The organism is Kitasatospora sp. NPDC051164 (assembly GCF_044455625.1).
GTDB lineage: Bacteria > Actinomycetota > Actinomycetes > Streptomycetales > Streptomycetaceae > Kitasatospora.
The window spans coordinates 59,065-73,057 of record NZ_JBITFB010000020.1 but is presented as its reverse complement, the minus strand read 5'-3'; the positions used below and the strand labels follow the sequence as shown (position 1 = coordinate 73,057).

The 13,993-nt window shown below is 75.8% G+C and carries 13 protein-coding genes; 4 read left to right on the top strand and 9 right to left on the bottom strand.

Annotated elements, in window-relative coordinates; translation table 11 throughout:
* Positions 1-146 precede the first annotated feature (146 nt).
* From ACIBEC_RS28130 to ACIBEC_RS28110, 5 genes are all read right to left on the bottom strand, one after another.
* On the bottom strand, positions 147-1,325 hold the full coding sequence (locus tag ACIBEC_RS28130; protein ID WP_360497423.1) for a serine hydrolase domain-containing protein: 1,179 nt from the start codon (positions 1,323-1,325) through the stop codon (positions 147-149).
* Positions 1,326-1,504: 179 nt separating this feature from the next.
* Complete coding sequence (ligA, locus tag ACIBEC_RS28125; RefSeq protein ID WP_360497420.1) at positions 1,505-3,565, bottom strand: NAD-dependent DNA ligase LigA; 2,061 nt, start codon at positions 3,563-3,565, stop codon at positions 1,505-1,507.
* Between the two features lie 224 nt (positions 3,566-3,789).
* On the bottom strand, positions 3,790-3,978 hold the full coding sequence (locus ACIBEC_RS28120; RefSeq protein ID WP_360497798.1) for a hypothetical protein: 189 nt from the start codon (positions 3,976-3,978) through the stop codon (positions 3,790-3,792).
* A gap of 195 nt (positions 3,979-4,173) precedes the next feature.
* A complete protein-coding gene (locus ACIBEC_RS28115) occupies positions 4,174-4,992 on the bottom strand; it encodes a methyltransferase domain-containing protein (protein ID WP_360497417.1) in 819 nt (272 codons plus the stop codon).
* Positions 4,993-5,063: 71 nt separating this feature from the next.
* Positions 5,064-6,722: an FAD-dependent monooxygenase gene (locus tag ACIBEC_RS28110; RefSeq protein WP_360497414.1), complete on the bottom strand. Its 1,659-nt coding sequence runs from the start codon at positions 6,720-6,722 to the stop codon at positions 5,064-5,066.
* Between the two features lie 351 nt (positions 6,723-7,073).
* On the opposite strand from ACIBEC_RS28110, the gene ACIBEC_RS28105 reads away from it, so the two are divergent.
* Entirely contained in the window at positions 7,074-8,105 is a 1,032-nt protein-coding gene (locus ACIBEC_RS28105) for a glycosyltransferase family 2 protein (RefSeq protein ID WP_360497411.1), read from the top strand.
* A gap of 49 nt (positions 8,106-8,154) precedes the next feature.
* Here ACIBEC_RS28105 and ACIBEC_RS28100 read toward each other — a convergent pair whose 3' ends face one another.
* On the bottom strand, positions 8,155-8,610 hold the full coding sequence (locus tag ACIBEC_RS28100; RefSeq protein ID WP_360497408.1) for a MarR family transcriptional regulator: 456 nt from the start codon (positions 8,608-8,610) through the stop codon (positions 8,155-8,157).
* 89 nt (positions 8,611-8,699) lie between these two features.
* Here ACIBEC_RS28100 and ACIBEC_RS28095 point away from each other — a divergent pair, with 89 nt between their 5' ends.
* Entirely contained in the window at positions 8,700-9,671 is a 972-nt protein-coding gene (locus ACIBEC_RS28095) for an LLM class flavin-dependent oxidoreductase (protein WP_360497406.1), read from the top strand.
* 49 nt (positions 9,672-9,720) lie between these two features.
* On the opposite strand, the gene ACIBEC_RS28090 is transcribed toward ACIBEC_RS28095, so the two are convergent.
* Positions 9,721-9,993 (bottom strand): hypothetical protein, encoded by a 273-nt coding sequence (locus ACIBEC_RS28090; protein WP_360497403.1) that lies wholly within the window; start codon positions 9,991-9,993, stop codon positions 9,721-9,723.
* Positions 9,994-10,096: 103 nt separating this feature from the next.
* Between ACIBEC_RS28090 and ACIBEC_RS28085 the strand changes: the two genes are divergently transcribed.
* Positions 10,097-10,831, top strand: coding sequence for a hypothetical protein (locus ACIBEC_RS28085; RefSeq protein WP_360497400.1), 735 nt, complete (start codon positions 10,097-10,099; stop codon positions 10,829-10,831).
* Between the two features lie 303 nt (positions 10,832-11,134).
* A complete protein-coding gene (locus ACIBEC_RS28080) occupies positions 11,135-11,824 on the top strand; it encodes a hypothetical protein (protein ID WP_360497397.1) in 690 nt (229 codons plus the stop codon).
* Positions 11,825-11,976: 152 nt separating this feature from the next.
* Here ACIBEC_RS28080 and ACIBEC_RS28075 read toward each other — a convergent pair whose 3' ends face one another.
* The gene (locus ACIBEC_RS28075) at positions 11,977-12,675 is read right to left on the bottom strand and encodes a response regulator transcription factor (protein WP_360497394.1); all 699 of its coding nucleotides are present in this window, start codon (positions 12,673-12,675) and stop codon (positions 11,977-11,979) included.
* Entirely contained in the window at positions 12,672-13,946 is a 1,275-nt protein-coding gene (locus tag ACIBEC_RS28070) for a histidine kinase (protein WP_360497391.1), read from the bottom strand. The genes ACIBEC_RS28075 and ACIBEC_RS28070 overlap by 4 nt, the downstream gene beginning before the upstream one ends.
* Positions 13,947-13,993: the final 47 nt, after the last annotated feature.

Genomic DNA, 13,993 nt, shown 5'->3' with positions numbered 1-13,993 from the left:
GGGGGGGGGTCACCCCCCCGGGTTGGGGGGGGTGGTTTTGGTCCCCCCCGCGCCGGGCGCCCCCCGGGGGGGGGGCGCCGGCCCCCCCCCCCCCCCCCCCCTACTGCGTTCCTGCGCGCCCCGGGGCCGGCCGGCGGCCCCGGGCCCTAGCCGGCCAGCAGCGCGCAGACGAAGTCCTCCTCGACCGCGCGCAGCTGTGCCAGCAGGTCCGGGTTGCCCGTCTGGTTGACCTGCTCGGTGACGGAGACGGTGACGCTGCGGCGGCCGTCCGGGGTGCCCGCGCCGAACTGCGTGTAGCCCGCGGTGTTGCCCGTGTGCCCGTACACCACGCCGCACCGGGTGGTGTACTCGAAGATCGCCAGCCCGGCGCGGTTGGCCCCCGGGCCGGCCGGCTCGGAGGCGCCCGCGACGAACGCCCGCTGCCGGCGGCGGGTCGCGTCGCTGATCAGCGGGCCGCCCGCGTACCCGGCCGCGAACGCGCTGAAGTCCTTCGGGGTGGACACCAGGCCGCCCGACGCCCAGGCGCCCGAGGCGCCGAACAGGGTGCTGACGTCCTGCGCAGGCTCGGGCGGCTGGACGGCGTAGCCGTGCAGGTACGGCTCGGGCAGCCGGTAGCCGGAGGGGAGGCTGGTCTGTGTGAGCCCCAACGGCCGGTAGACCTGGGAGTCCAGCAGGCCCTCGTAGCGCTGCCCGGTCGCGGCCTCGGCCATCAGGGCCACGGCGATGTTGTCGGAGTTGGAGTAGTGGTAGCGGGAGCCGGGGGCGAACTCCAGGTCCTGGCCGGCGACGAAGTCCAGCAGGTGCCGGGAGTCGAACCGGTGGTGCGGGTCGGCGCGGATCAGGTCGACGAACTCCGGTGCCGCGCTGTAGTCCGGCAGCCCGCTGGTGTGGTTCAGCAGCTGGCGCAGCGTCACCGCGCCCCAGGCGGCGGGCAGCGCGGGCAGCCGCTGGGCGAGCGTGTCGTCCAGCCTGAGCAGCCCGCAGTCGACCAGGCGCAGCGCGACCGCGCCGCTGAACGCCTTCGCGGCGCTGGCCAGGCGCATGTGGTCGTCGGGCCGGGGCGGCCGGCCGGTGCCGACCTCGGCCACCCCGGCCCGGAACACCCGCACCCGCTCGCCGTCGCGGAGCACCGCGATGGCGCCGGGCGGGCCGTCCGGGCGGTCGACCAGTTCCTGCAGCCGGGCCCGCAGTGCGAGGTCGTCGTCGTCGCGGGGCGCGGCCGCGGCGGCCCCGGCGGGCGCCAGCGCCAGCGCGGCGGTGAGCAGGGCGGCGACCGCGCGCCCGGGGCGGCGGGACAGCGGCGAACGGCGGGAGCGCAGGGACACGGCGGGGCCTTCCGGACGGCTCGGGTGGATCGGGTGGCTCGGCGGCGGGGATGCACCGCCGCCCTGGCCGCAAGGGATCACCCGCCGACGCCCGGCGGAAACGGCCGACGGCCCGCCGTGACCCGCCCAGCCGAGCGCCCCGGCCGCCGTGACCCGCCGGGCGCCGGCCCGTCCGTCCGTCAGCCCTGGGGCAGGTGGTCGGCGACCAGGACGGCGAAGTCGTCGGGGGTGACGACGCGGATGCCGAGCTCCTCGGCCTTGGCGCGCTTGGATCCGGCCTTCTCGCCGGCGACGAGCAGGGTGGTGCGCTTGGAGACGGACGAGGAGGCCTTGCCGCCGGCGCGTTCGATGAGCTCGTTCATCTCGTTGCGGGAGAGCGCGGCGAGCGGGCCGGTCATGGAGCCGGTGACGACGACGGCCTCGCCGGTGAGCGGGCCCGAGGCCGCGTCCTGCCCCGCCGGGCCATCGGCGTCCGCCGCGTCGGACGCCGCTGCGGGCGCCTGCGGCACGGTGACGGCGGTGCCCACGCCCCGGGCCGCGAGGCGGTCCAGCAGCGGTGCGAGCTCGGCGAGTTCGGCGACGATGACCCGGGCCTTCTCCGCCCCGATGCCGTCCACCGCCGCCAGGGTGTCGGCGTCGGCGGCGCGGATCGCGGCCATGGAGCCGAAGTGGGCGGCGATGCGCCGGGACATGGTGCGCCCGGTGCCGCGCACGCCGAGCGCGCAGAACACCCGGTTGAGCGGCTGCGACCGGGCGGTCTCGATCGCGGCGAGCAGGTTGTCGGTGCTGGTCTCGCCCATCCGCTCCAGGCCGAGGAGCTGCTCGCGGGTGAGGGAGAACAGGTCGGCGAGGTCGGTGACCAGGCCGGCTTCGACGAGCTGGACGGCGCGGGTGCCGCCCAGGCCCTCGATGTCGAGCTGGTCGCGGCCGGCCGCGTAGATCACCGAGGCCACGGCCTGGCAGTTGCGCCCGCGGGCGCAGCGCCAGCGCTGCTCGGTGGTGTCGATGGTGTCGCCGCAGCGGGGGCAGGCCTCGGGGAAGGCGATCGGCTTCTCGTCGCCGGTGCGCTCGTCGACCAGCGGCGCCTCGACGCGCGGGATGACGTCCCCGGCGCGGTAGACGAAGACCCGGTCGCCGAGCATGAGGCCGCGCCGGGTGATGTCGGCGGGGTTGTGGAGCGTCGCGTAGGTGACGGTGACGCCGTCGATGACGACCGGTTCGAGGACGGCGCGCGGGGCGATGATGCCGGTGCGGCCGACGTTCCACTCCACGTCGAGCAGCCGGGTGACCTTGTGCTCGGCGGCGAGCTTGCGGGCGACGGCCCAGCGCGGCGCGCGCGAGCCGGAGCCGGCGTCCTGCTGGTCCACCGAGGAGTCGGCCTTGACCACGACGCCGTCGATGCCGAACGGCAGCTCGGAGCGGAGCGCGGCGATCTCGCCGACCCGCTGCTGGGCCTCCTCCAGCGTGGCGCAGCGCTGCGGGTGGGCGGCGGTGGTGGCGGCGGTGTTGGCGCCCAGGGCGGCCAGGCGCTCCAGCAGGGCGCTGTGGGTGAGGTCGTCGTCGAGGCCGACCGCGCCGTAGCCGAAGAACGTCAGCTCGACGCGGTAGGGCCGGTCCTTGGCCCGCAGGGTGCCGGCGGCGCCGTTGCGCGGGTTGGCGAAGGGGACCGCGCCGTGGGCGGTGCGCACCTCGTTGGCGTGCTCGAACTGCTCACGGGTGAGCAGGACTTCACCGCGCAGCTCGACGTCGACGGGCTCGGCGAGCACGGCGGGCAGCCCCAGCACGGCGTCGGCGGCGTGGCTGATGTCCTCGCCCGCCAGGCCGTCGCCGCGGGTGATCAGCCGGTGCAGGCGCCCGGCACGGTAGCGGGCGGCCACCGCCAGGCCGTCCAGCTTGGGCTCCACGCACCAGGCGGCCACCGACCGGCCCAGGCGCCGCTCCAGCCCGCCCGCCCAGTCCGCGAGCTCCTCGGCCGAGAAGACGTTGTCCAGCGACAGCATCGGCACGCTGTGCGGCACATCGCCCCCGACCGCACCGCCCGCGACCTTCCCGGTGGGCGAGTCCGGCAGCACCTCGCCCGGGTGCGCCTGCTCGTAGGCCGCGACGGCGCGCAGCAGGGCGTCGTACTCGTCGTCACCGAGCGGCGTACCGCCGTCGGTGTAGTAGGCGGCGGCCGCCCGGACGGCGGTGGCAACGGCATCGGCGTAGTCGCCGGGGGTGAGCAGAGCGGCGTCGTTCATGGGCAGCATCATCGCCACTGGCACTGACATTCGACGGCGGCGGGCCGTACCACCGGCGCGACCGGCCGCGCCCCGCTCCCGTCGCCGCGTCCCCGGCCGCCCCGGCCCCGCCCTTGCGGCCGGCCCGTCCGGTCATGGGAGCCCGTCCGGTCACGGCGGGCAGAGGGCGGTGCCACCGGCGAACGGGCGCACCACCGCGCCGCGTCCGCCGGCCCCGCCTGCGATCAGGGGAGGTAGCGCTCCAGTGCAGCGGCGCCCTTGCGCTCGATCTCCTGCCGCGCCCACTCGAGGCGGCCGGGGGTGACGTCGCGGCCCGACACCATCACGAGGTCCTCGGGATCGAAGGGACGCTCCGATCCGGTGTAGAGCTGCCGCTGCATTCCGGACGCCGACTCCGGCACGCCCTCGTTCATCGATTCCCGCATGTCCATCACCTCATCGCCTGGTGGCCCGTACGCACGGTCCTTCGATGGTCGTTCCGACGGCCGGACCATGACGGGTGGAACACGACCAAGTTACTCCGTTCGAGTGAATGCGCGGCCTGGGACGACTCCGGCCTGACCGCCAACGGCCCGGCCGTGCCTGCCGTGCCCGCCGCGCCCGTACGGTCAGCGGGGGCGGTGGGCGACGGCGGCGAACATCGTCACCGACAGGTGGAAGGCGCCCTGCCCGGCGGCGGCCTCGAGGCCGGCGTAGAGCCGGTCGCGCTGCTCCTCGGTGATCAGGTCCCGCCCGAGGGCCGCCGTGGCGAGCCCGCGGACGATCGGCCGGCTGACGGTGCGCGGGTCGTGCAGGAGGACGTCGGAGCCGAGCCCGTCGACGGTCAGGCCCGCCGCGGTCAGCCAGCCGGCCAGGCGGCGTCCGGCGTCCGGGGTGGCGGCGGTGGCCTGGGTGACGGTGGCCAGCGCGGGGCGGATCTCCGGGTCGGCCGGGTGCAGGACGAAGGTGGCCCAGTCGGTGTCGAGCAGGGCGACCCGGCCGCCGGGGCGCAGCACCCGGGCGATCTCGGCGACGGCCCGCGCCGGGTCGTCCAGGTGCTGCAGGACGCGCTCGCACCAGACGACGTCCACGTCGGCGTCGGACAGCGGCAGCGCGAGCGCGTCGCCGTCCACGAACCGGGCCGGGCTGCCCACGTCGGCGGCGCGCCGCTCGGCGACGGCCCGCAGGCCGGGGTTGGGCTCGAGGCCGGTCGCGTCGCCGCCCGGCGCGACCGCCGCCGCCAGCACCCGGGTCTCCGAGCCGGTCCCGCAGCCGACGTCCAGCGCCCGCTCGCCGGGGCGCGCGGCCAGGCGCGCGTGCGCCCACTCGCGCAGCCGCCGCACACCGGCGTTGGCGCCCTGGACGTCCAGGGCGGCGGTCAGCCGGTCGGTGGCCGCGGGGTCGGCGTTGGCCGCGTGGAAGGCCGAGGTGGGGCGCGGGTCGCTCATGGCGCCCACTCTAGGCAGCCGCCCGCCCGCCGCAGGGCACGCCCGGGAAGCCCTCGGTGCAGTCCGGGCGGTCAGGCCGGGGCGAAGGTGCGACGCAGGTGGGCCACCAGACGCGCCGGGTCGGCGGCGGGCAGGCGGGCGGCGAGGTAGCCGTCGGGGCGGATGAGGACGGCCTCGCCGTCGCCGGGCCGGTAGGCGGCGTGGAAGGCGGTGCCGGTGTCGCGGACGACGGGCAGGCGCAGGCCGTCCGGGGCGGCGGGGGACGAGGCCGTGGGGGACGCGGGAGAGTCGGGAGCGCCGGGGGAGTCGGGGGCGAGGACGGCGTACACGTCGAGCAGGCCGTGGGCGGCGGCGTGGGCGGCGGCCGCGCAGGCGCGCAGGGTCCGCGTGTCGGTGGCGGGGCCCGCGGACAGCAGCAGGACGTGGTGGGTGCCGCGCAGCAGCTCGTGCAGGCGCTGCGGGTAGGCGGTCAGGGGGCGGGTGAGGCCGGGGCAGTCGGGGGCGCGGTCGCCGGGGGCGGGGCGGGTGCCCGGGGCGGGCTCGGTCAGCGGTCCGTCGCGGTAGCCGACCAGGAGCTGGGCCTCGCGCAGCAGCGGGGTGGCGGGGTCCTCGGGGTCGGCGTCGAAGCCCGTGCGGGCGTGGCGCACCGTACGGGCGACGACCTCCCGGCCGACGGGGTGGCGTTCGGCGTGGTAGCTGTCGAGCAGGGTGTCGGCGGCGGCACCGCGGACGGTGAGGGCGAGTTTCCAGGCGAGGTTCCAGGCGTCCTGGATGCCGGTGTTCATGCCCTGGGCGCCGGTGGGCGGGTGGATGTGGGCGGCGTCGCCCGCCAGCAGCAGGCGGCCGCTGCGGTAGCGGTCGGCGAGGCGGTGGCTGATCCGGAAGACCGAGGACCAGCGCAGCGCGGAGGCGGTGACGGGGCGCGGCGCCAGCCGGTCCAAGCTCTGCTGGATGTGCCGCAGTTCGGGGGCGTGGCCGCCCTCCAGCCCGTGCGCGACCCCCCGCACGGGGTCGGCGGCGGTGGCGAGTTCGGGCGGGACGGTCATGGACACCCGGTAGCGGCGCCGACCGGGCAGCGGGACGCACACCAGGACGTCCCTGCCGGTGCCGTCGGCGGCGGCGCGGGTGGCGCGCACGGCGTAGCCGGGCGGCAGGTCCCAGTCGAGTTCGACGTCGCCGAGCATGAACTGCTCGGGGAAGGCGTCGCCGCCGAAGCCGATCCCGGCGGCGTGGCGCACCGTGCTGTGGGCGCCGTCGCAACCCACGACGAAGCGCGCGGACAGCTCGCGCGGCCCCCGGGGGGTGGCCAGGGCGGCGTGCACGCCGTCGTCGTCCTGCCGCAGGCCGAGCACCTCGGTGCCGCGCTCGACGACGGCGCCGTAGCCGGCCAGGTGCTCGGCGAGCAGCCGCTCGGTGGCGTCCTGGGGCAGTGCCGCGAAGCGGTACGGCACGTCGGCGGGCAGGTCGAGGTCGATGCGCGGGCCGGGAGCGCCGTCGACGAAGGCGAGTTGGCCGAGCAGGGGCACCGCCTCGTCCAGGACGCGGCGCACCAGCCCCATCGAGTCCCAGACCTCCAGGGTGCGGGGCTGGATCCCCACCGCCTTGGCGTAGGGCTGCGGGGCGGCCAGCCGGTCGACGATCCGGCACCGCACGCCGCGGCGGCACAACTCGGCGGCGGCGGTCAGGCCCACCGGTCCGGCCCCCACGACCAGTACGTCGGTGTCGTCCACGCGCGCTCCTCGGCTGCCCGGCACCGGCGGCGCCGCCGTATCCCCAGGCTGCCCTCCGCCCTGGTGTTCCGCCCGGCGGGGCCCGCCGGGGGCCTCGGTGTCCAGGTCCGGTGTCCAGGTCCCGTGTCCGGGCCCGGTGGGCGGGGTCCTTCGTACGAGTACCGGGCGTCGGCGAACAGTGAACGCCGGACACGGCTGCTCCACCGATCCGCACCCTGGACTCCACTCATCGTTCGTCCAGCGGCCTTGTACAATCCCTACATTCGGGCCACTGCCGGTGATCGGCCGTCGGCGGTGCGTACCCGCCCCGGGCCGTCCGGCCCCGTCCGCTTCTGAGCGAAAGGCCGCGTGATGGCCCCCCGCCTGTCCGTCGTCGTCCCGATCTACAACGTCGAGCGCTACCTCCAGGAGTGCCTCGACTCGATCGCGGCCCAGACCTTCGAGGACTTCGAATGCGTCCTGGTCGACGACGGCTCGACCGACGACGGCCCCGCCATCGCCAAGGCCTACGCCGACCGGGACCCGCGCTTCCGGCTGGTCCGGCAGGAGAACAAGGGCCTCGGCGCCGCCCGCAACACCGGCTGGCGCCACCTCACCCCCGGCACCGAGTACCTGACCTTCGTCGACAGTGACGACACCCTGCCCCCGCACGCGTACCAGCTGATGATCCGCACGCTGGACGAGAGCGGATCCGACTTCGTCACCGGCAACGCGCTGCGCCTGCGCACCACCGGCCTCACCCCCTCGCACGGCCACCGCCGCGCCTTCCGCGAGAGCCGGCTGGGCACCCACGTCAGCGAACTGCCCGCCCTGGTCACCGACCGCACCGCATGGAACAAGGTCTACCGGCGCTCCTTCTTCGACGCCGCGGGCATCCTGTACCCCGAGGGCATCCTGTACGAGGACGCCCCGGTCAGCGTGCCCCACCACTTCCTCGCCAAGCGGGTCGACGTGCTCGCCGAACCGATCTACCACTGGCGGGTGCGCGAGGACGGCGACCTGTCCATCACCCAGAAGAAGACCGACCCGCGCGGCCTCGTCGACCGGGTCCGCTCGATGGAACTGGTCCGGGAATGGCTGCTCGCCCGCCCCGAACCGGCCTTCACCGAGCACCTGCGCGCCTACGACCACAACTGCCTGGTCGAAGAGATCCCGATGTTCTTCTGGTCCGTCCCGGACGGCGACCGCGCCTACCGCGAGGCCTACCAGCAGCACGTCAGCCGGCTGCTGCGGGCCATCGGCCCCGAGCGGCTGGCCGGGCTCAACAGCCAGCTGCGGCTCAAGTACCGCCTGACGCTGGCCGACCGGATGCACCGCTTCGTCGCCGTCCAGCGCCTGCACCGCCTCGCCCGCCGCACCCGCCAGGCCGCCGCCCGCACCTGAGGCCGGGGCGCGGCCACGGCGACGGCTATGGCCGCCGTGCCGCGCGGTGTTACCGACCGTCCGCCTCGCCGCCGTCCGCCTCCGGCCCGGCGCCGAGGGTGCGCAGGGTGCGCAGGAACAGGTCCGCCTCGGCCGGGGCCAGCGGCGCGAGGAAGCGCGCCTCGGCCTCGACGCGGACGCGCTCGGCCCGTACCAGCAGCTCCCGTCCCTGCGGGGTGAGCCGCACGACGTTCTTGCGGCGGTCCTCGGGGCTGCGGGTGCGCTCGGCGAGGCGCTTGGCCTCCAGGGCGTCGACGAGGGCGACCATCGTCGTGCGGTCGACGCCGAGGAGGCCGGCCGCGTCCTGCTGGGAGAGCGGCACCTCTGCTCCCAGGACGGCGAGGACCGCCAGTTCACGGCCGTCGAGGCCGAGCGGCGCCAGCGCCCGGGCCGACGCCGCGGCGTACCGCAGGTGGGTGTGCTTGAGCAGGTAGCCGAGGCGGGCCGACAGGGGCCCGGAGTCCACATCGCTTGACCTATCCGTTGACATATCCGCGAGAGTATCTCAGCCCCATTGATGGTCAGCAGGACTGACGATCAATTAGGCTGACGATTATGACGCCGTCGACCGCACCACCCGCGCAGCCGATCACCTTCGGCCTCAAGACCACCCCCATGCGCGTCCCCTACACCGACATCCTCCGCGTCTGGCAGGAAGCCGACGACCTCCCCGACATCGCCGACGCCTGGTTATGGGACCACCTCATGCCCATCGCCGGCCCCAAGGACGGCGACATCCTGGAAGGCTGGACCCTCCTCAGCGCCCTCGCCGCCTCGACCCGCCGACTGCGCCTCGGCCTCCTGGTGACCAGCAACCGCCTGCGCCACCCCGCCCTCCTCGGCAAGATGGCCACCACCGTGGACGTCATCTCGCACGGACGCCTCGTCATGGGCCTCGGCGTCGGCGGCACCCACCAACCGCCCGGAGCCGGCGGCATCGCGGGGGAGAACCCCGCCGCCGCGGAGTACGCCGGATACGGCCTCAACCTCGTCCCGCCCCGCGAAGGCATCGACCGGCTCGCCGAAACCCTCACCGTGCTGCGCGGCATGTGGACCCAGGACGTCTTCGACTTCGACGGGCGCTACACCTCCCTCCACGGGAACCGCAACCACCCCAAGCCCGTCCAGCGCCCGGGCCCACCGATCCTCATCGGCGGCTGGGGAACGCGCCTGCTGCGCCTGGCGGCCGAACAGGCCGACATCTGGAACATCCCCGGCCCGCCCCACAACACCGTCGACCATCTGCGCGAACGCAGCCGCGTCCTCGACGCCCACTGCGCCGCGATCGGCCGCGACCCGCGCACGATCACGCGCTCCGTCCAGTACATCGTCTCCTACGACGACCCGGCCCAGGACCGGGCCGCCCTCGCCGAGTTGACCGCCGCCGGCTTCACCCACCTCGTGCTCAGCCTGCGCAGCCCCTACCCGCCGGGCGCGGCCCGGTGGCTGGTCGACGAGATCATCCGGCCGCTGCGCAACGGCTGGCCCGGGGGAGCGGGGCGTCGGCCGCGCAGCGCGGGGGCGTGACCGGCCCCGCCCCGGCCCGCACGGCCTCCCGCTTCAGCCGGTGCCCGCTTCAGCCGCTGCCCGGCCGGACGGCGCGCGGCCCGGCGCCGTCGAGCGTGGCGAGCAGGCGGGCGCGGACGTCGGCGGCGGCCTCGCGGGTGACCGGGTCCGCGCTCTCCAGCTGCGGGGCGATCAGCTCCGCGGCCGCGGCCAGGAGCGGGAGGGGTACCTCCGCGGTCCGCAGGTGGAGGAGCTGCGAGGCCGCCCGTTCACCGGGTGTGGCCGGGGCGGGGGCACTGGGGATCAGGGCGGTGATGCCTCGGGGGAGCTGACTGTCGGTCACCCGTCCATTCTCGCGGGTGCGGACCGGTGACGATCACCACGGCCGTCGCCCGGCGGGGCAAGGGAGGTGCCCCGGGTGGCCCGGGGGCGGGATGATGACCGCCATGAGTGCGATCATCAGCTTGGACTTGGCCGGTTTCGTCCCACGCGCGGACGAGGGCGGCGCCGGGGGCACGAACCGGGTGTGGGACGACGCGCGAGGGGTGGTCCTGTCCGTCCACGACTTCGCGCTCGTGCCGGACCTGGTGGCCCCGCTCGACGCGGGCGAGCGACTGCTGCGCGAACTGGCCCGCAACACCGCGCAGAGCGGGGCCGCGCTGATCGAGGCGCAGGTGCGCGAGCTGGGCGGGGTGCCCGGCCTGTGGCAGCTCGTCAAGATCCCCAAGGCGGCCGGCCGCGGGCAGGTGTTCGTCGGGGCGTGGACGGTGCCGCGCGACCGGTGCAGCGTGGTGCTGAAGGTGCAGGCCGCCGAAGGCCCGGTCAGCGGCATGCGCGAAGCGGTGGTGGCCGACCGGGTCGGCTTCGACGCCTTCGTCCGCCCCCACCCCTACGACCCCGACCTGCGCGGCCCGCTGCCGTACCACGTCGCCGACCTCCAGGAATGGGACGCCCACTTCCCGACACACCCGCTGACCCTCGTCCGGGAAACACTCACCCGGGTCGGCGCGAGTACCGTCCTCGACGACAGCTTCCGGACCCTGCCCCCATTCCCCGGCCCGACCCCCGCCGGCCCGGCTCTCGATGGCCCGCCCCCCTCCGGCTCAGCCCCCTCCGGTCCGGCCCCCCACAGCGCGCCGCCCGCGGAGGCCCCACGCCGACGGTGGTGGCGAGGCCGCTGACCGGCGCCGCACGTGAGGTGGATGGCAGCCGGTTGCGTCGCGGGCCGCGAACCCGGCCGTCGGGCCGGGGCCCTGTGGCCGCAGGCTGCCTCTGCTTCAGGCTTCAGCGGCCGGCGTGGTGTGTCGCACCGGTCGTACGAGCGTCCGCCCCGGGTGTTCTGCCCTGCCGATCGGCAGGGCAGAAGGGCTGGAAGAGCGGGACTTTTATGCCGATCGGCACATGTCCGCGAGGGGGTGCGGCGGCCAGGCTTGGGGGCATCGAGACGGTGGCCACCGGGGCTGCCAGGGGGAGGGAAGTCCACCATGTTCCGCATTCGTACCCGCGCCCACGCCGACACCCGCATCACCCGCGTCACCCGTGCCACCCGTGCCGCCCGGGGCGCCGCCGCTGCCGGGCTGGCCCTGGCGGCGCTCACGGGCGTCGCCCCGGCCTCCGCCACCGCCACCAACCCGCCCGCTCACCAGGACGGCCGGGCCGCGCGCCCGGCGAGCGTCAGCGGCACGGCCCGGATCTCGTACGCCTTCGCCCCGGCCGACGAGATCTGGTTCACCGTCAACGCCCAGGCGGCCCCGTACACCCACCGCTTCCCGGGCACCCAGGTGGCCGACGGCCTGCCCACCGACGCGCGGGGCACCGTCCGCTTCTCCCACCGCACGGCCGACACCGGGAAGGTCTACAGCGCCGAGGCCGAGGTGGACTGCCTGACCACCGGCGGCCCGGTCGCCACGCTGACCGCCGTCGTCACCACGTCGGACGTCGGCAACGTCGGCCAGCGGATCGGCCTGAGCATCTACCAGGGCGGCGGCCACGACGACGGCCGACTCGGTTTCTCCTGGGGCATAGCCAACGTGGACGTGGACGCCGGCGGGAAGCCCTACCAGCCGGTGGTGGGCACCTGCATGGCTCCGGCCCCGTTCGCCCCCGTCCTGCGGGGCGGCTTCACCGTCCACCACACCGAACTGGAGGCCCCGAAGACGGCCGGCGGCCGGTAGTCGAGCCCGCCCGGCGGCGAGGTGCTCAGGCGGACCAGACGAGGAGCCCCTGCCGGCAGCGCGCGGCGGTGCAGGCGAAGGAGGTGAGATCCGCGCGGTCGCCGGCGGACGGACGCGGTGGACTTCCTCAGCCAGGCCATTCTGCGCCCCCGCTACCCGCGGCCCCCCGCACCGCCTCCCGTATGGGCGATGACCAGGCCGGACTCGTAGGCCGCGATGACCGCCTGGGCGCGGTCCCGGACGTCGAGCTTGCCGAAGATGCTGGTGATGTAGTTCTTCACCGTCGACAGGCTGATGTCCAGGGCCCGGGCGATCTCGGTGTTGTCGAGGCCGGTGGCCATCAGCCGCCACACCTCGACCTCCCGGGGTGTCAGCGCGCCCGTGTCGGTGACCGGCGGCGGGGAGCCGAGCGGGGCCCGGACGTAGGTGGAGATCAGCCGGGTGAGCAGACGCGGGGCGACCACCGCCTCGCCGGTGTGGACGGTGCGGATCGCCGCGCCCAGCTCCTCCGGCGAGACGTCCTTGGGCAGGAACCCGTGGGCGCCGGCGCGCAGCGCGGCCACCACGTACTCGTCCATGTCGAAGGTGCTGAGGGCGAGGACCCGGCAGGAGGGCAGGGTGCGGGCCAGCTCCCGGGTCGCGCCGACCCCGTCCAGCACGGGCATCCGGATGTCCATCACCACGACGTCGGGGCGCAGCAGGCGGGCGACGGCGACGGCCTGCTCCCCGTCCTCGGCCTCGCCCACCACCTCGAAGGACGGGTCGGGGGAGAGGATCAGTGACAGGCCGCGCCGCACGAGCGGCTGGTCGTCGGCGATGAGGACCCGGATGCCCGGTGCCGCCGCGCTCACCGGGCCGCCGCCGTTCCGTGCTGGACGGCCGCGTCGGCCGTCTCGTCCGGGGCCAGTGGCAGGTCGGCCAGTACGGCGAAGCCGCCCTCGGGCTGAGGGCCGGTCCGCAGGGTGCCGCCGTGCAGGGCGACGCGCTCGCGCATGCCGATCAGGCCGTACCCGCTCCGGCCGCCGGTCGGCGCCACTGCCCGGGGCGTGGTGTCGCCGTCGCCCGTTCCCCCGTCGTCGCGCACCTCGACGGTGACCCGGTCCGGACCGTACGTCAGGCGTACGGTCGCGCGGGCGGGCCCGGCGTACTTGCGGGCGTTGGTGAGGCTCTCCTGGACGATCCGGAACACCGTCAGACCGACGGTGGGCGGCAGCGGGCGCGGGGGCCCGTGGACGCTGAAGTCGGTCGGCAGGCCGGCCACGCGGGACTCGTCCACCAGCCGGCCGAGGTCCTCCGCCCCGGGCTGGGGCGACGGCGGGGCGGTGTCCGGCTCGTCGCCGGCCCGCAGGACGTCCAGGAGCTGGCGCATCTCCCGCAGGGCCAGCCGCCCGGAGGACTCCAGGGTGACCAGGGCGTCCCGGACCACCTCCGGGTGGGCGAGGTTGGCCCGGGCGCCGCCGGCCATCAGCTGCATGGTGGTGATGTGGTGCGCCACGATGTCGTGCAACTCCCTGGCGATGCGGCGGCGTTCGTCGGCCACCGCGTGGTCGGCCAGCAGCTTGCGGTTGGCCGTCACCTCCCGCTGCCAGCGCGACACGGCGAGCCCGGCGCCGGCCACGAGCAGGCAGGAGCATGGGGTGGCGGCGAGCGCCTGCCAGGACGGGACGCGCAGGTGGCTCTGGCTCAGAACGGTCAGCACCGTCGTCGCCGCCGCGGCGGCGGCCGTCGCCGGGCCCGTGCGGGCCCGGGCGACCGAGTACAGGCCGACGATCAGGACGGCGCCGAAGTGGGTGCTCGCCGGTGCGGACAGGTCGAGCGCGGCCTCGATGGCCAGGACCGCGGCGAGCGCCGGCACCGGGTGGCGGCGCCGGACGAGCAGCGGTAGGGCCGACAGCGCGATGAGGAGCAGGCCCGGGGCGCTCACCCTGCGCACCCCGTCCAACTCGCTGAAGAGCAGGTAGTTGAGCAGGTCGAGCGTGCAGGCGCCGACGGCCACCAGCGCATCGGTGTGGGTCCACGGCGCGCTGTCGGCGTCCGGTGGCGGGTCCACCACGCCGCCGGGCCCCGGGCTCCGGCCCGCCCCGTGTGCCGCATCCGCGGCGGGGCGCTGACGCCCGCCCATCCGTTCCCCCTCCGTGCCCGGCCTCCGCCGCGCCTCCGACACCCGAT